This window comes from Flavobacterium sp. PLA-DH12, from assembly GCF_059511845.1.
The window spans coordinates 373,740-395,982 of record NZ_JCAMPD010000004.1 but is presented as its reverse complement, the minus strand read 5'-3'; the positions used below and the strand labels follow the sequence as shown (position 1 = coordinate 395,982).

The 22,243-nt window shown below is 34.6% G+C and carries 16 protein-coding genes; 1 reads left to right on the top strand and 15 read right to left on the bottom strand.

Annotated features, from left to right (window positions below):
- Positions 1–10: 10 nt before the first annotated feature.
- From AC5ZCW_RS10360 to AC5ZCW_RS10330, 7 genes are all read right to left on the bottom strand, one after another.
- On the bottom strand, positions 11–1,216 hold the full coding sequence (locus AC5ZCW_RS10360; RefSeq protein WP_496119590.1) for a glycoside hydrolase family 88/105 protein: 1,206 nt from the start codon (positions 1,214–1,216) through the stop codon (positions 11–13).
- 9 nt (positions 1,217–1,225) lie between these two features.
- Positions 1,226–2,425, bottom strand: coding sequence for a glycoside hydrolase family 88/105 protein (locus AC5ZCW_RS10355; RefSeq protein ID WP_496119588.1), 1,200 nt, complete (start codon positions 2,423–2,425; stop codon positions 1,226–1,228).
- Between the two features lie 267 nt (positions 2,426–2,692).
- Positions 2,693–3,658 (bottom strand): DUF4861 family protein, encoded by a 966-nt coding sequence (locus AC5ZCW_RS10350; RefSeq protein ID WP_281633044.1) that lies wholly within the window; start codon positions 3,656–3,658, stop codon positions 2,693–2,695.
- 12 nt (positions 3,659–3,670) lie between these two features.
- Positions 3,671–4,609, bottom strand: a complete 939-nt coding sequence (locus tag AC5ZCW_RS10345; protein WP_496119586.1) for an alpha/beta hydrolase fold domain-containing protein — start codon at positions 4,607–4,609, stop codon at positions 3,671–3,673.
- A 100-nt stretch (positions 4,610–4,709) separates the two neighbouring features.
- Positions 4,710–6,383 carry a RagB/SusD family nutrient uptake outer membrane protein gene (locus tag AC5ZCW_RS10340; protein ID WP_496119584.1) on the bottom strand — a complete coding sequence of 558 codons (1,674 nt, stop codon included), beginning with the start codon at positions 6,381–6,383 and terminating at the stop codon, positions 4,710–4,712.
- A gap of 13 nt (positions 6,384–6,396) precedes the next feature.
- Positions 6,397–9,525 (bottom strand): SusC/RagA family TonB-linked outer membrane protein, encoded by a 3,129-nt coding sequence (locus tag AC5ZCW_RS10335; RefSeq protein WP_496119582.1) that lies wholly within the window; start codon positions 9,523–9,525, stop codon positions 6,397–6,399.
- 30 nt (positions 9,526–9,555) lie between these two features.
- Complete coding sequence (locus AC5ZCW_RS10330) at positions 9,556–10,995, bottom strand: glycoside hydrolase family 28 protein (protein ID WP_496119580.1); 1,440 nt, start codon at positions 10,993–10,995, stop codon at positions 9,556–9,558.
- Positions 10,996–11,283: 288 nt separating this feature from the next.
- On the opposite strand from AC5ZCW_RS10330, the gene AC5ZCW_RS10325 reads away from it, so the two are divergent.
- Positions 11,284–12,312: a LacI family DNA-binding transcriptional regulator gene (locus AC5ZCW_RS10325; protein WP_343543755.1), complete on the top strand. Its 1,029-nt coding sequence runs from the start codon at positions 11,284–11,286 to the stop codon at positions 12,310–12,312.
- A gap of 306 nt (positions 12,313–12,618) precedes the next feature.
- On the opposite strand, the gene AC5ZCW_RS10320 is transcribed toward AC5ZCW_RS10325, so the two are convergent.
- From AC5ZCW_RS10320 to AC5ZCW_RS10285, 8 genes are all read right to left on the bottom strand, one after another.
- Positions 12,619–14,241 carry a UxaA family hydrolase gene (locus tag AC5ZCW_RS10320; RefSeq protein ID WP_281633050.1) on the bottom strand — a complete coding sequence of 541 codons (1,623 nt, stop codon included), beginning with the start codon at positions 14,239–14,241 and terminating at the stop codon, positions 12,619–12,621.
- Positions 14,242–14,271: 30 nt separating this feature from the next.
- Positions 14,272–15,717 (bottom strand): tagaturonate reductase, encoded by a 1,446-nt coding sequence (locus tag AC5ZCW_RS10315; protein ID WP_496119578.1) that lies wholly within the window; start codon positions 15,715–15,717, stop codon positions 14,272–14,274.
- Positions 15,718–15,937: 220 nt separating this feature from the next.
- Positions 15,938–16,606, bottom strand: coding sequence for a bifunctional 4-hydroxy-2-oxoglutarate aldolase/2-dehydro-3-deoxy-phosphogluconate aldolase (locus tag AC5ZCW_RS10310; RefSeq protein ID WP_343543752.1), 669 nt, complete (start codon positions 16,604–16,606; stop codon positions 15,938–15,940).
- A 12-nt stretch (positions 16,607–16,618) separates the two neighbouring features.
- Complete coding sequence (locus AC5ZCW_RS10305; protein ID WP_496119576.1) at positions 16,619–17,638, bottom strand: PfkB family carbohydrate kinase; 1,020 nt, start codon at positions 17,636–17,638, stop codon at positions 16,619–16,621.
- 112 nt (positions 17,639–17,750) lie between these two features.
- Positions 17,751–19,151 carry a glucuronate isomerase gene (uxaC, locus tag AC5ZCW_RS10300; protein ID WP_496119574.1) on the bottom strand — a complete coding sequence of 467 codons (1,401 nt, stop codon included), beginning with the start codon at positions 19,149–19,151 and terminating at the stop codon, positions 17,751–17,753.
- Between the two features lie 24 nt (positions 19,152–19,175).
- Positions 19,176–19,967: a gluconate 5-dehydrogenase gene (locus tag AC5ZCW_RS10295; RefSeq protein ID WP_496119572.1), complete on the bottom strand. Its 792-nt coding sequence runs from the start codon at positions 19,965–19,967 to the stop codon at positions 19,176–19,178.
- A 1-nt stretch (position 19,968) separates the two neighbouring features.
- On the bottom strand, positions 19,969–20,808 hold the full coding sequence (gene kduI, locus AC5ZCW_RS10290) for a 5-dehydro-4-deoxy-D-glucuronate isomerase (protein ID WP_111377125.1): 840 nt from the start codon (positions 20,806–20,808) through the stop codon (positions 19,969–19,971).
- Between the two features lie 98 nt (positions 20,809–20,906).
- Complete coding sequence (locus AC5ZCW_RS10285) at positions 20,907–22,223, bottom strand: MFS transporter (RefSeq protein WP_343543742.1); 1,317 nt, start codon at positions 22,221–22,223, stop codon at positions 20,907–20,909.
- Positions 22,224–22,243 lie beyond the last annotated feature (20 nt).

Sequence of the window (22,243 nt, the reverse complement as noted above, 5' to 3'; positions counted from 1 at the left end):
TTAAATTCTACTATTTTTCTAATTCAACTGCAGCTAAAATAAAAGGCCCTAATCCATGTGAATTATCCACTTTTATTTTTTCGCCTATATAATATTTATAGGAACCATCCCGATAAGGATTTCCTCCTAACCCTGCACTAGCGCAAACTTGAGTAATATGTATTTCTCCGTCTGGATCTACTGTAACCAATTTTTCTGTAATTCCGTCAAATCCTTTTTCTGCTAACTTTTTATAGCTTTTTGGCAAATACCCCTTTTTTACTCCTTTTGCAAATGCATAAACAAACATTTCAGAACCTGATGCTTCAAGGTAATTTCCTTTTCTATTTCCAGCATCTGTAACTTGATACCATAATCCTGATTTATCTTGATATTTTGCAACAGCTTTCGAAACCTCATTTAAATACTGAATAAGTTCTTTTCTTTTAGGGTTTTCTTTTGGCATAAAATCTAAAACATCAACCAAAGCCATCATGTACCAGCCTATAGATCGAGACCAAAAATTGGGTGAGGTTCCTGTTTCTTTATTCGCCCAATCCATTTTTTTACTTTCATCCCAAGCATGAAAAAGAAGACCCGTTTTTTGGTCTAAAGTATGCAGGTGAATCTGCTCAAACTGTTTTACAATATCATCGAAGCTTTTTCCTTGCTCAAATTCAGCTGTATATTGTGCATAAAATGGAGTTCCCATATACAATCCATCCAACCACATTTGATTTGGGTAAATCTTTTTATGCCAAAATCCTCCCGAATTTGTTCTCGGATGCGTTTCCAATTGTTTTCTTAAAAGCTGTAGCGCTTTAATATAACGGTCTTCTTTGGTTTGCTTATAAATTTCAAAAAGTCCTTTGCCAGCATTTATATAATCAATATTGTAATCTTCTAATTTATAATTTAGAATATCACCAGAACTGTTTATTACTGTTTCGTAATACTCTTTAACATAATTGAGATAAATCGGATTTTGTGTTTTATTGTACAGATTCTCAAAAGCAGTCATCATAAGCCCTAGCTTATAATCCCATTTTGGTTTTTCATTATTATCAATTTGCCAAGCTTTTGGGTCACGCTTCATAATAGAAAGAGCCATTCTTTCAGACCACTTCAAGTCTTTAGAAATAACAATTGTCGTTTCTTGAGCTTTTGCATTCATAAATGAAAACAGCAAGCCAATAACCATGAGTGGTAAACCAAAATATTTTTTCTTTCTATCCATTAAAAACATTTATTTATCCAATTCGATTGCGCTTAATAAAAAAGCACCCAATCCTATTGCACCATTTTCTTTTGTTTTGGAAGACAAATAATAGTTGTTTGTTCCGTCGCGAAATGGTTTTCCGCCCAAACCTACATTTGATGAAACATTCAATACATTCACTTCTCCCTTTTTATCTACTTTCACAAATTCTTTTACAAAACTGTCAAATGATTTTTTAGCTGTTGTTTTGTAGCTTGAAGCTAAATATCCTTTATTGGCTCCTTTTGCAAATGCATAAATAATCATTCCAGAAGCAGAAGATTCTACGTAATTTCCGTATAAGTCTGGTTTATCTGCTACTTGATACCATAACCCATTTTCGCTTTTGTACTGATTTACATTTTTTGCAATCTGATTCAAGTACTCCACCAAAACTTTATGTTTTGGATGCGATTTTGGGAAATAATCTAATGTTTCCACCAATGCAACCATATACCAGCCAATTCCTCTGCCCCAAATAGTTGGCGAAGTTCCTGTTTGTTTATCTGCCCACGCGATTTCTTTACTTTCGTCCCAAGCTTGGTACACCAAACCTGTTTTTTTGTCTACAATATGTTTTTGAACGAGTTCGAATTGTTTTGCGATATCATCTAAACTTTTTCCTTTTTCATATTTAACCGTAAACTGTGCATAAAAAGGTTCTGCCATATACAAACCGTCAATCCACATTTGGTTTGGGTAAATCTGTTTGTGCCAAAATCCTCCACTAGGTGTTCTCGGCTGACTTTCTAACTGATTTCTTAAATTCCCGATAATCTGCAGATAGCGCGAATCTTTTGTAACATCGTATAAATTAAACAGTAGTTTTCCCGGATTCAGACAATCGATATTGTATTCTTTAATATCGTATTTTTTGATATTTCCAGTACTGTCAATCATTCCATCAACATATTCTTTAATATAATTGAGGTATTTTTTATTGTTTGTTTTCTGGTATAGTTTTTCAAAACCAGACAATACAAAACCCATTTTATAATCCCATTTTGGTTTTTCGTTTCCGTCAAGCTGCCAAGCATTCGGATATTTATTTAAAATAGAAAGAGCGGTTCGTTCTGACCATTTTAAATCGTACGAAATTGCATTGTCTGATGCCTCTGTCTGATTTTGCGCAATTGCAAAAACACTAAAAAACAGAAATAACAATAGGGCTGTTTTTTGATACTTCATATTTATATTTTTTTTAGCTACAGATTAATAGATTATTTGGATTATTCTTTGGCTGTTTTTTTAACACATAGATACATCGTCTAGAAAACTTAATAATAGGCGTTTCACTTGCAGCAACAAACATAGTTCGCTATGTCTAGAAGCTTGCTACTTAAAATACTCTTTTAAAACGCTATACAATCTATATTTCTATGTGTTAAAATTTCTCACGCAGATTTGGCAGATTTTTAAATCATTTTAATCCTTTAATCTGTGGCAAAAAACAATTTACATTTTTCCTTTTTTATTCAGTACTTCCAATTGTTTGTCTAAATACTGAACAAACTCTTCTTTAGTTTTAATTCCGTTTACTTCTTGTTCCCAAGCGCCTAAAAGGTAAAAAGTCACCGCTTTTGTTGTTGGCTTAAAAACTAAAAGGTAATCTAAGTCTGTATCTTCAATATTTTCGATAGTACTAATTTCATAAAAAATTGCCATTCCTAACTTATCTGGAACCAAAGATTGTTCTCCGTAAGTTGCTAAATATGCCCATTTTTTATTTTTGCTATCTTTTTTAAGCAATTCAGCTGTTTTTGTTTTTACAATTCCAGTACAAATTCCTTTGATTGCTTGCGAAGCTTTTATGGTATGTTGAGTATAAAGCTGATCTGGTTTAATTGTCAATTCTGACACAAAATCGATTTTATCTGAAGCTGTTTTCCATCCATAATAATTCACTTTTACTGTAGATTCATTTGACTTATTAGCCACTGTTGCAATTGTTGAATCTACTTCACGGAAGTGTAATTTTTCTTTGTTTAAATAACGGTCTATAGAACCGATTCCGATTCCTTTTCCTGCTTTTAAAATATCGGCTCCCCAATCGCTCATTTCATGATAAGAATCAAAACCGTCCTGCCCTACTTTTGGTAAAATATTTTCTGATGTCTTTTTTCCAAAAATATCAATAGCATTTCTCCAGTCTAAGTATAAACGATATCCAATTCTATTGTTTTCCCATCCTGGACCTTCGTAACGAATATCAAAAGAATGGTCGGTATGTTCTGGAGCCAGCTTTAATCTGTCCACATTTTTAAAAACAGTACCTCCTTTATATTTCCTTCCTTCCCATTTTCCGTCTGTTTTTGCAGATATTTCGGCATACGTTTTATTGGTTTTGATATCATACTTCTGCGCATTTATGGCTGTTATACCTGCGAAAAATAAAACTGCTGTGGTGATTTTTGCTTTCATTTGTATTCTAAATTATTTAAAAATTGTATCTAAAAATCGTACGCTGTACGAGATTGTCTGTGTAAACCAAGGGTCATAAAACCAAAATGAATGAGGCGAATCTGGAATAGTCTGCACTTCATTATAGATTTTATATTGATTCAAAATCTGAATCATATCGTCTCTTCCTGCATGAAATCTCGGTATACTGCTGCAGATATATAATACCGGTGGTGTATTTTTGTCTGTATAACTCAATGCAGATGCGTTCTTCCAATTCTCAGGAATCTCATCTGATTTTCCTCCTAGCCAAAATGCTGCCATATCTCCCTCTGACGATTCAGGATGTTTAAATGCCAAAACACCGTCTACATCAATTATCGCATTGACTTTTGACGATGCTCTGCTTTTAAAATTTTTATCTTCAAAAAGCGGGTCATTATTTGTTGTACCAATCAAAGCTGCCATCTGACCTCCCGAAGAACAGCCTAAAACTGCAATTTTGTTTGGATCTACATTAAATTTAACCGCATTGTCTTTTATAAATTTTATCGCATTCTTGACATCAATAACCCCATCAGGATATTTTGCTTCTAAAGATAATCTGTATTCAATCGCAAAACACGAATAACCTTTTGCTGCAATTTCTTTTCCGATAAACTGCATTTGATTTTTATTTCCCGATCTCCATCCTCCGCCATGAATCATAATTACAGCAGGATTTTTTTTCTTTTTAGTATTGATAAAAGCATCAAAATGTAAAACACGATTTTGCTCTTTATTGTAAACTAAATCAAATGTTTCCTTAACATCTGGATTTGCTTTTATTTCTGGAATAGTAATAAATGGATACTTCTTAATTAATTTAGCATAAGTGCTTTTAATGGTATACGACGTGTCTACCTTGTATTGCTGGCTTTGCATTACAATTACATTAAAAAACAACACTAAGATTAATTTAAATTTTCGCATTTCTAATCTTTACTTTTTAGTTAAGAAAGGAGTTCGACCTATAGTCAAACTCCTTTTTAACTACTTCAAAAAACATAGTTCTCAAAAAACTAACAAATTACTAATAACCAGGATTTTGAGGAAAATCTTTATTTTGGTTTAAATCCAAAGCAGATTGTGGTATTGGTCTTAAAATTTTAAGCTTACCATCAACACCAACAAAATTTGCTTCTTTAATTTTATAATTATAAGCCGAAGCTCTTGCTACCAAAGTTCCTGTACGTTTTAAATCGAACCAGCGTTTGTACTCTCCTAATAGCTCTCTTCCTCTTTCGTCTAGAATATAATCGATGTTAAATTGGGCTAAAGTTGCATTTGCTACACCTGCTCTTCTTCTCACTTCATTTAAACGAGCTAAACCTGTTCCTGGATTTCCTGCTTTTAAATAAGCCTCAGCAGCAATTAAATACGTTTCTCCAAGTCTCGAAACAATAATATCTCTTGTACTTACAGGCCCTGTGCTTGAAGGCGTAGTTGGATCTGGATCATCAAATTTCTTAACAGGAATCGTGTAACAATCTAAGTTTTTAATTAGCGTATGTGCCGCAGAATATTCTCCCCAAGGATGATATACAAATGTTGCCGATAATCTTGAAGCATTAGCTGTCATCCAAGCCGTTTTATCAGCGGCTGTAAACCATTTTGGTTCGTAAAAATGTCTCACTTTTAACGACGCTGGATTTGAACTTCTGTAATACGGATAATATAAAATAGTCTTTGTAACTCCGTTTGTTGTTTCAGGACCTTCTACAATTTCGGTCATAAAAGTCGCATTCCATCTAGCATCGCCTTTTTCGTATAAACCTAAAGCATAATCTGTAGGACATAAATTGTAGCTTCTTAAAGGCGCTCCTGTTTCTGCTCCTCCTAAATAAGAACTGAAATAGTAAAATTGGTTATTACCCAATTTTGTTGGATCTGTACTTGTTGAAGCTTTGTCATATTGCACAGAAAAAATCGTCTCTGCATTTAAGTCATTTCCTGGCTTAAACAATTGATCGTAAGCTAACGCTAAAGTTTGTCCTGCAATTGCAGCATCAGCATAAGTCGCAGCTTTTGAAAAATCATCTGCTTTACCAAAAGTTTCATATCCTCTTGTTAAGTACACTTTTGCCAACAAATCGTTTACTGCTCTTTTGTTTACTTTTCCAGCTGTGCTATAAGCAGCGGTTCCAACATTAGCTAAAGCAAATTCTAAATCGGCTATGATTTGTGTATATACTTCTTCTGCACTATTTCTCGTGAAAGATAAAACTGGGGTAGTTATATTATCTAGAACAATTGGAACACCACCATAAGTCTGTACTAATAAGAAATAGGCATTTGCTCTTAAATAACGTGCTTCTCCTACAAGTGTATTTATGTTTGCTGTCTGCTCTGTAACTGTCGAATAATACACCGTTTTGTTTACTGCCTGAATCTGCTGGTAACAAGAATTGTATAAATCGGCAACGTTGTCTGAAGACGGAATTAAAAGCGCATATTGACTTAAACCTGCAGGCTCAGGAGTTCTTCCTTCTGCATACATATCGGTTCCTGCTTCAAAAAGCCATGGATTACCACCATAAATTCCTTTTAACCAAGCATAATTAGAATTAACCAATAACTGAAATCCTGTTGCAGTTTTATATGTTGCGTCTGCTGGTACAAACGAACGGCTATCTTCTTCTATATAATTACTGCATGAACTTACAGCAGCAGCAATTATTCCTATTATTACTAATATTTTTTTCATTTGAATATCTTTATTAAAATTTAACACTTAATCCCAATTGTGTTGTCACTGATGCTGGACGATTTACCCCAAAAGGAGAAGCTGCCCATTCTGGATCATAACCATCAAAATCTGTAAACACAAATGGATCTAGAACGTTTACATAAATTCTGAAATTTGAAATTTTTAGTTTTTTCAATAATTCAGAATCTAAAGTATAACCTAAAGATATATTTTTGATTTTCACATAAGAAACATCTCTGTAGTAACCAAATAAAGAAGTCCAATAAGCACCCGCACCTGTTGCTACAGGGCCTGGTCTCGGGTTTGTTGTATTTGCATTTGCTTCGATACCTGCTCCATTAGTCGGAATAAAATAATCCATTGCTAATTTCTGACGTCCACGGTCACTTACATCGGCAAAATTTTGGTGGAAAGTACTTAAAACTGTTTGCCCTTGACTTGTCAAAACCGAGAAATTAAAATCAAATTGACCTACAACTAACTTTGAATATAAACTTCCTTGCCATTCTGGGTTTGGGTTTCCAATTACAGTTCTATCATCCTGATTAAATTTCCCGTCTCCGTTTAAATCTTTTGGCCTTGCCTGCCCAGGAGCCATTCCGTAAGAAGCTGCCTGTGCTGCTTCACTTTCTTGCCAAACTCCGTCATAAACATAATTGTAGTTCGGATTTAATGGAGCGCCAAGAATTAATTTGTTTCCAATATCACTTACTTTATCCTGATTGTAAATTGACTCTAATTTATTTACGTTTTTAGTAAATGTAAAAGTCGTTTCCCAAGTTACTTTTCCTGATTTAATGTTTTTTGTAATCAATAAAGCTTCTATACCTTTATTACTAACAGATCCAACATTTGCAAATGTATTTTTCCAACCTGTTTCTGCTGGCAATTGCTGTTTGTATATCAAATTGTCTGATAATCTGTCATAAACATCTACACTACCTGTTATTCTATTTTTCAAGAATCCAAAATCAACCCCTAAGTTGTATTCTCTTGTTTTCTCCCAAGTTAGATTTGGATTTGCTAAGTTTTCTGACTGCCATCCTGGAACAACATTTGAGCCCATTGCATAAAAAGTCTGCTGGTTTAATAATGCTTGCGAAGTATAAGGTGCTACGTTATCATTTCCTGTATAACCAATACTCGCACGTAATTTTAAATCTGAAACAACTGAACTATTTGCTAAAAATGATTCTTTACTAAGTTTCCATCCTAAAGCCAATGATGGAAAACTTTCCCATTTATTACCTTCAGACAAAACTGAAGAGCCATCCCATCTAGTAGAAGCTGTGACCAAATATTTATCTTTAAATGCATAGTTTAAACGTACTGCATAAGAGTTTAAAGTGTTTTTTGCATAAGCAGATTTTATCACATAACTTGTTTGTGCTCCAGATCCCATGTTGTCTGTTCCAACATCAAAAGGCTGATTATTAGAATACATATATGAGCTTTCATCAACATTTGAGTACAAACTTTGTAATAATAATACACTAACATCATGTACTTCATTAAAAGTATGCTTCAAATCGATTTGATTGTCCCAAGTATAATTAAAGTTGTCTGAACTTTCTAACGTTGCAGAATTCTTTCCGTTTAATGTTACCCCTGCATTAGTTTGCGCGGTGTAAGAAGACGAATCTCTACTATTCATGATTCCTGCAGCAAACGTGGTTTTAAACGAAAGCCATTTTAGAGGCTGGTATTGAAAATACGCATTTCCAACGGTCTGCCATGTATCTTCTTTCTGAGAAGAATTAGCAATCTCCATTAACGGATTTACAGTAGAAGTTTTATTAATTGCCCAAGAACCATCAGGATAAGTTAGCTTACCAGGTAGAAAAAACAGAGTTCCTACTTTTTCATTTCCTGCAGCATCAATTGCCCAAGGAGACATAAGCGGACTTAATCTGAAAGCATCCTGCATTGCTAAATCACTTCCTAATTGATTGTTTAATCTCGCAATTGTAACGTTTACGCCAGTAGAAAATTTATCATTTATTTTATGATTCAATCCTAATTTAAAAGAGTATTTATCTGTTGCATCATTTTCAATAAGACCACGATCACTCTGGATTCCGAATCCTAAATTATAGCTTAAGCCAGATTCTGAGCGTCCTGAAATATTTAAATAATTATTCTCCGTCATTCCTGATTGAAGCACAGCATCATACCAATCAAAATTGTATCCGCTGTTGGCACGAGAAACCAATAATGGACTTTGATTTCCTGCTAAAGCAGCCAATTGTGCTGGAGTTTGGGTTAAAGGCGTTGCACTCATGTAAGCAACTTGGTGGAACTTCCACCACTCTTCTCCGCTCATCATTTTTGGTAATCTAGTCGCAATTTTATTTCCGTAAGAAGTGTCAAAAGTTACACTGATTCCAGCTTTTGCACTAGTTCCACTTTTTGTTGTTACGATAATAACACCATTAGACCCTCTAGAACCATAAATTGCAGCCGAAGAGGCATCTTTTAAAACGTCCATTCTGGCAATATCCTGTGGATTTAAAAAATCAATCCCATCCATTGGCACACCATCCACAACGTATAGAGGTGAAGAGCCAACTACACTTGGATTATTTGAATCTGCAATTAGGGAATTATTTCCTCTAATTACTACTTTAAATCCGTCTCCTGCACGTCCAGACGATGATGAAATCTGAACCCCAGGTGTACTCCCCTGAATAGCTTCTAAAGGATTGATTGTATTTCTTTCTGTAATTGTTGCAGCACTGATTGTACTAACAGATCCTGTAAGATCTGTCTTTTTTACAGAGCCGTATCCAACAACGACAACTTCGTTTAATGAATTGGATTGTTCAACAAGAGTTACATTGATTTTTGATTTTCCAGCAACACTTACTTCTTGTGTTTGAAATCCTAAATAGCTAATTACTAAAGTAGCTTTACTGCTTGATACATTAATTTTAAAACTTCCTTCGAAATCTGTTGAAGTTCCGTTTTTTGCTCCCTTTTCATTAATGTTTACTCCTGGCAGTGACATACCAGTGGCGTCGGTAATCTTTCCTTCAATTGTGGTTGACTGTGCAAATATAGAAGTGCACAGCAAAAAATTCAGGAAAAAGAAAAATACAAAGTACTTATCTTTCTTCTCAGATAATTGTTTAATACTCATGTGGTTTAAAGTTTGGTTAATTGATAGTGTTTAGTTAGTAATAGATTCTACTTTTTTCTCATTGATATAGGTATTTATAAAATTTATGTTTTTAACGTTTTTTAATAAATAGAGTGAGTCTACTTTTTCAATTTTTACATTCTTTAGCGTAATGTTCTCAACTGGCGACTCTTTGTAGCCTTCTGCCCAAACGCTGTATTTGCCGCCGTTTTTTACAGTCACATTCTCTAAGCTTACATTTCTGATGGTCGGTATAAAGTTTCCTGTTTGGGATCCGTAGACATTATAAAACATATTCAATTTCAGAACACATTCTTTTACGGTTCCAACTTCAAGATTTCTTACGTAGATATTTTCAATGATTCCGCCTCTTTTTGAATTGGTTTTGATTCGAATGGCGCGATCCAAATTTGGACTGTCCATGACGCAATTTTCAACAAAGACATTATTTACTCCAGCCGAAATTTCACTTCCAATTACAACTCCTCCATGACCATCAATCATTTTACAGTTTTGTACAATGATATTTTTGCTTGGTATTGCAACTCTTCTACCGTCTCCGTCGCGTCCTGCTTTAATTGCAATACAATCATCGCCTGTGTTGAAAGTGCAATTTCTAATTATAATATTTTGAGAATATTCAGGATCGCAACCATCATTATTCGGGCCATGGCTATTAACCGTTACACCATCAATAATCATGTTGTTTGTTTTTATTGGATGCAAAATCCAGAATGGAGAATTAATAATTTTAACATCTTTTACTAAAGCAGTATTACATTCAAAAAACTCAATAAAATTCGGTCTTAAGTAACGTCCTTCTCCAAAAACTCTTTCTGAAACCGGAACTCCTTTTTCTGCCATATCGACTAATACTTCACGATTTGTTGGATCATTTTGAGACGGAATACCTTTTTTCCATCCATAATTTTTTCCACCAGACCAAATCCACCAGTTTGTGCTATCCGCTTGACCATTTAAAGTGCCTTTTCCAGTAACGGCAATATTGGTTTTGTTTTTTGCATAAATAAGCGGAGAATAATTCATCACTTCGGTTCCTTCCCAAGAGGTATGAACAATAGGATAATCTTTCGGATTTAAACTAAAAAGAATCTCAGCATGATCATCTAAATGCAGATTGACATTACTTTCTAAATGAATGGCTCCTGTTAAATATTTTCCATTTGGAACTAAGACTTTCCCACCGCCATTTGCTGCGCATTCTTTTATAGCCTTTTGAAACGCTAAAGTGTTTAACGTTTTTCCATCAGCAACAGCACCGAAATCGTTGATATTATAAATTTTATCTGAAAAATGGACCTGCGGAATACTTTTTAGAACCAAATCCATTTTTTGCCATGGATTTTCTGAAGAAAGAGAAGAAGAATGTTTTGCACATGACTGCATTAACAGCCCTGTAAAGGCTAAAAAAAGAATCTTTTTTAATGTGACAATCTCCTTTGTAATCATTTGCTCAGATTTTTCTTGTTTGAGTATCAAAAACATCATATTTTATGTAATCGATTACACGAAAGTAGAAAAATAGTTCTGAGACACCAAATTAATTTAGAAAAAAATTATATATTTAATTTTTATTACAAATTTTAATTACATTTAATGCAAAAATTTAGATAATTTATTATCATTGTAAAACCTAAAACGTTTGAATTTTAAATTATGGTAATCGATAACAATATTTATTGCGTAATGAAAAAAAATGTACTTTTGTTTAAAAATAATTCGATAAACTTTTTTTGAATGAGTGAAAAAGTAACTATTTACGATATTGCTGAAAAACTAAACATCACAGCTGCAACCGTTTCCAGAGCGTTAAATAATAATCCTAAAATAAAGGAAGCGACGCGTGAGTTGGTTATCAAGACTGCTGCTGCAATGAATTACAAGCAAAATAAACTGGCGCTAGCTTTAAAAAGTGGCCGAAGTAATAATATCGGAGTTATTGTGCCGCGTATTGACAGTAATTTTTTCGCATCGGTTATTCGTGGAATCGAAGAAGAACTTTATCCTCACGGTTATCAGGTTATTATCTGCCAAACTCACGAAAGCATTAAAAGGGAAAATGAAAACCTCCATACACTTGTAGATGCTCAAGTTGACGGTATCATGATGTCTGTTACTGGTATTTCAGATGAGAATGACAGTGCTTTCAGAAATGTATTGGAGAAAAATGTACCGCTAATATTTTTTGATAGAAGCAAACACATCGATGGCGTGAGTTCTGTAACTATTAATGACTTTAAAGGCGGTTATTTAGCTACAAAACACCTTATTGATGAAGGCTGCCGTAACATTGCTCATTTCTCTGGAGATCAATCGTTAGACATTTTCAAAAACAGGTTTTTAGGATACAAACAAGCATTGCTAGATAACGGACTTCCTTTTAGTGATGAATATGTCATTTTTACTAAAAGTAGCGTAGATGCTGGTAAAGAGGCTGTCGACAAACTTTTACAATTGCAAACTCCGCCTGATGCCATTTTTTCTTCAAGTGATTTTGCCGCATTGGGAGCTATTCAAGAGCTAAAAGAACGAAATATCAGTATTCCAAGTGAGTTTTGTGTTGCTGGTTTCAGTAACGAACCATTTACAAAATTCATGGAATTATCTATTACCTCTGTAGATCAGTCGCCATTAGAAATGGGAAGAATGTCCGCCCGAGTTTTCTTAGAACAGGTGGACAAAACAGATACTATTAAAATTGAAAAGAAAGTTGTTCTTGCACCAGAATTACATATTCGTAAATCTTCTACAAGAAGTAATTTTTAATTTTTTTACCATATCAGTTATATAAGCCCATTTTAGAATGGGCTTTTTTTATGTAAGCTTCGGAGAAGCGAAATATTTATAGGAAAAAATTAACCGGTTACAACATAAAGCTCCAGAGGAGCGACATATATTTAGATTGCAAAAAAATATGTCGCTCCTCTGGAGCTTTATTCTCGATGACTAATTTTTATCTATAAATATTTCGCTTCTCCGAAGCTTTCTCAAAAAAAAAAGACGCACCAAATTGTGCGTCTTCTATATAAACCTTTGTCACTTTGCTCCTTAGAACCTTAGCACCTAAAAAACTTAAAGCGATACCCCTCTTTTCCAAGGAATAAAATCATTCTGATTTAAAATAGCTGCTTTTGTTTTAATATTACCACTAGCAACGTCAATAATGAATTCTAACATTTCGTCAGCCATTTCGTCAATTGATTTTTCTCCAGTGATAATTCCACCAGTATCAATATCGATAATATCAGACATTTTGTTTGCTAATTGTGTGTTTGATGAAATCTTTACAACTGGCGCAATTGGATTTCCTGTTGGAGTTCCTAAACCTGTTGTAAACAATACCATATTTGCACCAGAACCAACCATTGCAGTAGTACATTCTACGTCATTTCCTGGCGTACAAAGCAATGTAAAACCTGGCTCGTTAATATATTCTCCATAATCAAAAACACCTGTAATTGGCGATGTTCCACCTTTTTTAGCAGCACCCGCCGATTTCATAGCATCAGTAATCAAACCGTCTTTAATGTTACCTGGAGAAGGATTCATATCAAATCCTGAACCTGCATCAACAACTGTTTTTTCGTACCATTTCATTAAGTCTAAGAAACGTTTTCCATCCTTATCATCTACACAACGATTTACCAATTCTTGCTCTACTCCACATAATTCAGGAAATTCAGAAAGAATTGTAGTTCCTCCTAAAGCAACTAAATGATCTGATAAAACTCCCAATGTTGGGTTTGCAGAAATTCCAGAGAATCCGTCAGATCCACCACATTCTAAACCAATTCTTAGCTTAGATAATGGAGCTGGCTCTCTCTTAATTTCATTAGCTTTTTTAATAGCTTCAAAAGTGTCTTTTACCACACTGCTCAACATCGTTTCAATTGTTCCGATAGATTGCTGATCGTAAATCAAAACAGGTTTTTTACTGTTTGGATTAATTGCATCTAAAGCTTCTTTGAAGATTGAAATTTGAAGATTCTGGCATCCCAAACTCAATACCGTTGCTCCAGCCACGTTTGGATTGTTTACATAACCAGCCAAAAGCTTCGCTAAACTGTGAGAATCCTGACGAATTCCGCCACATCCACCTTGGTGTGTAATGAATTTTACTTCAATATTATTGAATAAATTAGCGTCGTTTGAAGCTTCTTGATTTCCTGCTCCACCCGTTTCTGATTTCACCAAAGAACGTAACAATAACTGATAATCGTTCTCTTTAGGTTTCATCAATTCTTTCTCGAAAATATCTTTTAAGATTTCGATGTTTCTGTTTTCACAAAAAACTAATGGAAAAAATAACCACACATTTTCTGTTCCAACCTGCCCATCTTCTCTATGATAGCCCTGCCACGTTCTGTCTTTCCATTTATCAACATTTGGAGCATTCCAGCCAATAGTTTCTGTTTTACCAGTAACTTTATCACTTTCGTGTTTTACGTTTGCTGTAGAAAGCAATCCGCCTTTTTCGATTCTAGCGCTTGCTTTTCCAACCAAAACACCATACATAATGATTCTGTCCCCTACATTAAAAGGAACCATTGCAATCTTATGTTTCATTTTTACATCAGACTCTACGGTAATTGATTGTCCTTCAAAATCAATCACTTCGCCTGCAGTAAGATCCACCAAAGCAACCGCAACATTATCGGTTGGGTGTACTTTTATTAATTTTTTCTGCGTTGCCATAATTAACCTTTGTTCTTTTTGTTGTGTTTTTTATTTTATTCTTTCTTGAAACTTAGCAAAGCCAGCTTCAATTCCGTTTGAATCAATTTCTTCTAAAGCAACTGTAATTGCTCTTGTTAAACCCGGAATTTCAGTTAAATCTTGGTCCCAGAAACCTTTGTTTTGCAATGTCAAACGAGCGATTTTTTCGTAATCATCAGATTTCCGTAATCCGTTAAAGAATGTAGTAATATCTTCACCATCTTTAACCGGTAAAGTTTGACCATTCCAAGTTCCTTTGTAGAAACGAATTAAACTCGCTAATGAAAAAGTCAAATTAACAGGCAATTTTTTGTTCGCATTATAATATCCTAATAAACTAGGCAAAACTCTTACTTTGAATTTCGATACAGAATTTAATGCGATATCAGCAAGTGCATGTTTGATAAATGGATTTTTGAATCTGTCCATTACTTCCTCAGAATAGGCCGTAATTTCGTTTTTGTCCATATCAAGAGTTTCACTAATTTCACTAATAACGCTATTTACAAATTTCCCAGTAAAATCTCCGTCAACAGTTTCCATTACTAATTTATTACCATGCAAAAGTGAAAAAGGAACCATTGCCGTATGTGCACCGTTTAAAATACGAACTTTAATCATTTTAAAAGGACGTATATCATCAACGATTTTTACATTCAAATCTGTTTTATGGAAAGGTAATTTTGCTTTAAGATCATCTCCACCTTCAATTGCCCAAAGGAAAAAAGGTTCAGCCGCAACAATTAAGTTGTCCTCATAATCTAATTTATTATTGTATTCTTCAATTTCGGCTCTTGGATATCCAGGGACAATTCTGTCCACCAAAGTACTATGATAGGTACAAGCATCTGATACCCAAGTTTTAAATGCATCCTCTAATTTCCATAAATCAACATATTGTAAAATATATTTTTTAAGCGTTTCAGAGTTATAATCAATTAATTCACAAGGAATTATTGTAACTCCTTTAGAAGCATCTCCTTTAAAATGCTTAAATCTTTCATATAACAACACCGTCAATTTTGCAGGAAATGACACTGGTGGCTGCATGTCTGGAGTATCACTTTCAATAAATTCAATTCCAGCTTCTGTAGTATTAGAAACAATAAACTGAAGTTCTTCTTCTTTAGCTAAAGCCAAATAATTTGCAAATTCAGTATATGGGTTTATAGTTTTTACAATGTTATTAATCAAGACAATATCTTGTATCTTTTCACCTTTTTTAATTCCGTTCATAAACAAGGTATAAAGGCCGTCCTGATCATTAATCATATTTACCATACCGTCTTTCAATGGTTGAACTACAGCAATACCGGCATTAAAATCGACTTCTTTATTTAGTTTATCAAAAGCATAATCAACAAAGGCTCTTAAAAAGTTACCTTCTCCAAACTGAACTACTTTAATTGGCTGTAACTTTTCTAATCCTGTATTTATTCTATTTAATTTTTTCATTTTAAATTCTCTTTAATGCGTTATAAATAACCATTTACAAACCTTATTTCATTATTTCTGCCTTTTAAATTGTAAATGAAACATTACACTCGATTGAGTAAAATAAAGCCGGCTGTGAGGAATGGCTAGCTAAATTTTTCAAGCGTAATGTTCAATTACAATCTCTAAAAATCTAAAAAAAACTTATAAAATAAGGAGTTAGGCATGATTACTCCTTAATCTATTTTCTAATATCTTTTATAATGTCAAGAACCTGTTTCACTTTTGAAGTAAGTCCGTCGAAGTCTTTGTTGTCTAATATATCTTTTGAAATTAACTGTGAGCCCAAACCGACACAGGTTGCTCCCGCATTTAACCATGAACTTAAACTTTCTTTTGTTGGATAAACACCGCCTGTAGGCATAATGTTTGTCCACGGACACGGACCTTTTATCGCTTTAATAAACTCTGGTCCATAAGTATCAGCTGGAAATAGTTTTACGATTTCACAGCCTAATTCTTCTGCTCTTGCAATTTCTGTCAAAGTACCGCAGCCTGGCGACCAAAGCACTTTTCTGCGATTACAAGCTATAGCTATATCTTCTCTAAAAACTGGAGTTACAATAAAATTTGCTCCTAAGCTCATGTACAACGAAGCCGAAGCCGCATCTGTAATAGAACCCACTCCCAGAATCATTCCTGGCAGTTCTGCCAAAGCATATTTGTTTAAAGCACCGAAAACTTCGTGAGCAAAATCACCTCGGCTAGTAAATTCCATTAATCGAGATCCACCATCATAACATGCTTTTAAAACTTTTTTACTCAGCTCAATATCAGAATGAAAAAACAACGGAACCATACCATTCTCCTTCATTGTCTGAGCTACTTCTATTCTTGAATATTTTGCCATTTTTATTTAAAATTACCTTGATACTAATGCAGAACCATCACCATCAATCATATTTTCAACTTCTTTTAAAGTAACCAAGTTATAATCTCCTGCAATTGTATGTTTTAAACAACAAGCTGCAACTGCAAAATCTAATGCTCTCTGGTTCTTATTATATTCCAATAAACCGTAGATTAATCCGCCCATAAAAGCATCACCGCTTCCTACACGGTCTACAACCGGAGTAACTTCTTTTACGGCTGCGCTATAAATTGCTTTTCCGTCGTATAAAATTCCGCCAATTCTCTGGTGAGAAGCACTAACAGAATAACGTAGTGTCGTTGCCGCAATTTTTAAGCTCGGAATCAACTCAAACAATTTATCATATACTGCTGGAAGTGATTTTTCGTCCTGATAATTCGGATTTACTTTCGGGATTCCCAACATGAAATACGCTGTATCTATATCTCCTAAAATCACATTGCTGTATTTTAGCATTTCTGGCATAACCTCGCTTGGCGTTTTTCCATACTGCCAAAGTTTTGATCTATAGTTTAAATCACATGAAATTTTAATTCCTTTTTTATGAGCGACTTTAATTGCTTCTAAACAAGCTTCAGCTGCACTTTCAGAAATTGCTGGTGTAATACCGCTCCAATGAAACCATTCTGCACCTTCCAAAACGTTGTCCCAGTCAACCTGTCCTTTTTCTATGGTCGACATTGCGCTATGAGCACGATCGTAAACCACATTGCTTCCGCGAGTTCCTGCTCCAGTTTCTAAGAAATAGATTCCTAAACGTTCTCCTCCGTAAACAATGTTTTTAGACTCGACATTCATCTTTCTGATTTCTTTTAAAGCAGAAAAACCAATTTCATTTTCAGGTAATCTGGTAACAAATTCAGCATTTACACCATAATTAGCCAGAGAAACACATACGTTAAATTCACCGCCACCATACGTAGCACCAAATGCTGTAGATTGCGAAAAACGCAAATGTCTTTCTGTCGATAAACGCAGCATGATTTCTCCAAATGCAACTACTCTACTCATTTATTTATATTTTTTTTTTGCCACAGATTACAATGATTAAAAAGGATTTCATTTAGTATTCCTTGCGTAATCTTTGCTCCCGATAATTATCCGGATTGCGGTTAGACTTTATTTAAAACTTAAAATATTCTTTAGCATTGTTGTATGAAATATCAGAAACTAATTTCCCAATCCATTCCATATCGTTTGGAAGTTCTCCACGTTTGATTTCGTCTCCCAAAAGATTACATAAAATACGTCTGAAATATTCGTGTCTTGGGAACGATAAGAAACTTCTAGAATCTGTAAGCATTCCAACAAAACAGCTAATTAAGCCCATGTTTGAAAGCGCATTCAATTGTTTTGTCATTCCGTCTTTTTGATCTAAGAACCACCATCCAGAACCAAATTGTACTTTTCCGCGAACGCTTCCGTCGTTAAAGTTTCCAATCATTGTTGCCATAACTTCGTTATCAGCAGGATTCAGGTTATAAATAATCGTTTTAGTCAATTTATCTTTACTGTCTAAAGCATTTAAGAAAGCTGATAATTTTTGCGCTTGCGGATAATCTCCAATAGAATCCCATCCTGTATCTGGACCTAAGATTCTATGCATACGAGCGTTATTGTTACGCAATGCACCTAAGTGAAATTGCTGTACCCATCCAAACTCATGATAAGTTTCTGATAAGAAAACTAAAATAGCACTATGGAATTTCAAAACCTCTTCTGGAGATAATTCGCCATTTTCTCTTTTCTTTTTGAAAATAGAATTGATTTCACTTTCTGTAAAGCTTTCAAAATCAATTTGATTCAATCCATGATCACTTAATTTACATCCGTTTGCATTAAAGAATTCGATTCTTTTTCTTAAAGCAGACTGTAAATCAGCATACGTGTTAATTGCAATACCGGACACATCCCCTAATGTGTCCAGATATGCATTATAACCATCATTAGCAATTAAGATGGCTTTATCAGGTCTGAAAGCCGTACTCATTTTAATTCCAGTTGAGTTGTTCGCGAATTTTTGGTGAAATTCTAACGAATCAATTGGATCTTCTGTAGTACAAACTAATTCAGCGTTTACTTTTTTAAGAAGGTTTTGTGTGCTGTACGCCTGAGAATTTATTTTCTCAGAAGTTTCGATATAAATTTTCTCTGCAGATTTCTCATTCAATAAATCATAAATATCAAAATAACGAGCCAATTCTAAATGTGTCCAGTGATACAACGGATTACGCATTGTGTACGGAACTGTTTTTCCCCAGTTTAAGAATTTATCTTTATCTGAACCATTTCCAGTTACAAACTGCTCGTTGATTCCTAATGTACGCATTGCACGCCATTTGTAGTGATCACCATTAATCCAAACTTGCGTGATATTGTCAAAGATTTTATCTTCTGCAATAAACTGTGGATTTAAGTGATTATGATAATCTATAATGGGCTGATTTTTAGAGTAATTGTGGTACAACTCTTCAGCATATTTATTTTCTAATAAAAAATTATCGTGTATGAATTTCTGGCTCATGTCTTTTAAAATATAATTTGAAAATTATTCTTCGTTTGAAGGTTTTCCGATAGTGGCAAGGATTCCACCGTCAACATACAAGATGTGACCGTTTACAAAATCACTCGCCTTAGATGATAAAAATATCGCCGCTCCAGCCAAATCGCTTGGATCTCCCCATTTTGCAGCTGGCGTTCTGCTAATGATAAAATCGTTAAACGGATTTCCATCAACTCTAATTGGTTTTGTCTGTTCTGTTGCAAAATATCCAGGACCGATTCCGTTAATCTGAACATTGTATTTTGCCCATTCTGTTGCCATATTTTTAGTCAGCATTTTCAAACCACCTTTTGCAGCAGCATAAGCAGAAACTGTATTTCGTCCCAATTCGCTCATCATAGAGCAAATGTTGATGATTTTTCCTTCTCTTCTTTCAATCATTCCTTTAGCAACATGCTTAGAAACGATAAACGGACTTACAAGATCGATATCAACCACTTCTCTAAAATCAGCAACCTCCATATCCAAAAGCGGAATTCTTTTGATAATTCCCGCATTATTGATCAAGATATCGATTGGTCCAACTTCACTCTGAATTTTGGCAACCGCTTCTTTTACTTCCTGCTCTTCGGTTACATTAAATTTGTAGCCTACTGCATTAATACCTTCACTTTTTAATTCGGCTACAGCATTATCAATTTTTTCTTGAGAAGAATTTCCGTTCACAACAATTGTTGCGCCCGCCTGACCTAATCCTTTTGCCATTGCCATTCCCAGTCCGTGTGTACTTCCTGTTATTAAGGCAACTTTTCCTTTTATATCAAACAAATTTGTCATCTTATCTTAAATCAGTGATTTTACAAACATCCATATCTCCGTAATCTAAGTTTTCACCAGCCATTCCCCAGATAAAAGTATAATTGCTAGTTCCAGAACCTGAGTGAATAGACCAAGGCGGAGAAATTACTGCCTGATGATTGTTCATCCAGATATGTCTTGTTTCCTGCGGCTGTCCCATAAAGTGGCAAACTGCCTGATCTTGTGGAATATCTAAATAAAAATATACTTCCATTCTACGGTCGTGAACGTGAGCTGGCATGGTATTCCAAACACTTCCTGGCTTCAATTCCGTCATTCCCATCTGTAATTGGCAAGTTGTTACTACACTACCAATAATCATTTGGTTTACAGTACGGTGATTTGCCGTTTCCATTGTTCCCAATTGTAATTTATTAGCTTCAGCTAAACTTACTTTTTTAGTTGGGTAAGTGGTATGTGCTGGTGCCGAGTTTAAATAGAATTTTGCAGGATTGTTTTTGTCATCACTTTTAAAAACTACTTCTTTATTTCCAGCTCCGATATACAAAGCATCTTTAAAACCTAACTCATAAGTTGTTCCTTCTACTACAACAGAACCGCTTCCTCCAACATTGATGATTCCTAATTCTCTACGCTCTAAAAAATAAGGCGCTTTTAAAGGATCAATTGTTTCTAAAGCTAAATCCCCTTTTACAGGAACTGCAGAACCTGCAATGTATCTGTCGTAATGCGAATAAACCAATACAACTTCATCTTCCTGCATTAAGTCATCAATTAAGAATTCTTCTCTCAATTGCTGTGTGTCATATTTTTTTACAGCTTCAGGGCTTGACGCGTATCTTGAACTATATTTTGTCATAATTTTAAATTAATGTAATCGATTGCACAAAATTATATTTTTATATTTAAATAGCATAATTGAAAACGAAAAAATGTTTCAATTCTGTTCATTTTTCTTTATAATTCGACTTTTTTCATTCGTGGAACCAGAATATGCATTATCAGCCAAGCCAATAAATACGATGCTCCACAAATACAGAACATAATAAAATAACCTGTTTCTACTTTTCCAAGCTTGGTATAGTAAACAAACATATTTTTCTGAACTAGCAATGTCAGCAAAATTCCACCAAGTGCTCCAAACATTCCACCTAATCCGGTTACAGATGCTGTTGCTTTTTTAGGAAACATATCGGATACTGTTGTAAAGATATTGGCACTCCACGCCTGATGCGCAGAAACAGCCAATCCGATTACTAAAATTGCAAACCAGATATTTATAGCTCCTAATTGCTGAGCGAATAAAACCGGCAATACAGCAAATGCATAAAGCAGCATACTTGTTTTACGAGCTTTGTAAGCAGGCCAATTGTTATTTATCAATTTTAATGGAAGCCAGCCTCCCCCAATGCTTCCAATACTTCCAATCATATAAACTAATGCACAAGGCCAGATAATTTCTGTCGCATTAAGCTTATATTGCTTCATCAAAAAGTCTGGTAACCAGAACAAATAAAACCACCAAACTGGATCTGTCAATAATTTGCCAATTGCAAAAGCCCAAGTCTGGCGAAATGATAATAATTTTATCCAAGAAACCTTTTCTTTTGACTCCTCTTCCACTTCCTCTACTTGATCAGAAGTAATATATTCTAATTCTGCTTGAGATAAACGTTTTTGCTTTTGAGGCACTTCATACAATAAAAACCATAAAGCAAGCCAGATAAAACCAACAATTCCTGTTATGATAAATGCCCATTGCCATCCATACTTTTCAGCAATATGAGGAACAGTTAAAGGTACGATTATGGCACCAATATTACTTCCAGAATTAAAGATCCCTGTTGCCAGAGCTCTTTCTTTCTGCGGAAACCATTCTGCAGTCGCTTTAATTGCTGCCGGAAAGTTTCCTGCTTCTGTTACTCCTAAAAACACTCGGGCAATTAAAAAACCTCCTGTTCCTGTTGCCAACGCGTGTCCAATTGCGGCTAAACTCCATAATCCTGTTGCAATGGCATAACCCAACTTAGTCCCCAACTTATCAATAATTCCTCCTGCAACCAGCATTCCGAGAGCGTATGCAATTTTAAATGCTAGTTCGATGTTCGAGTAATCTATAACCTCCTGTTCGGGAGTCCAGTGAAACGCTTCTGCCAAAAAAGGCCTGAGGTAACTTATTACATTTCTATCTAGATAATTAACAGTTGTAGCAAAAAAAACTAAACTGCAAATAGTCCAACGGTATTTTCCTATTGCTGCATTAGCTTGGTTCATGATGTGGTTGTGGTTTAGGT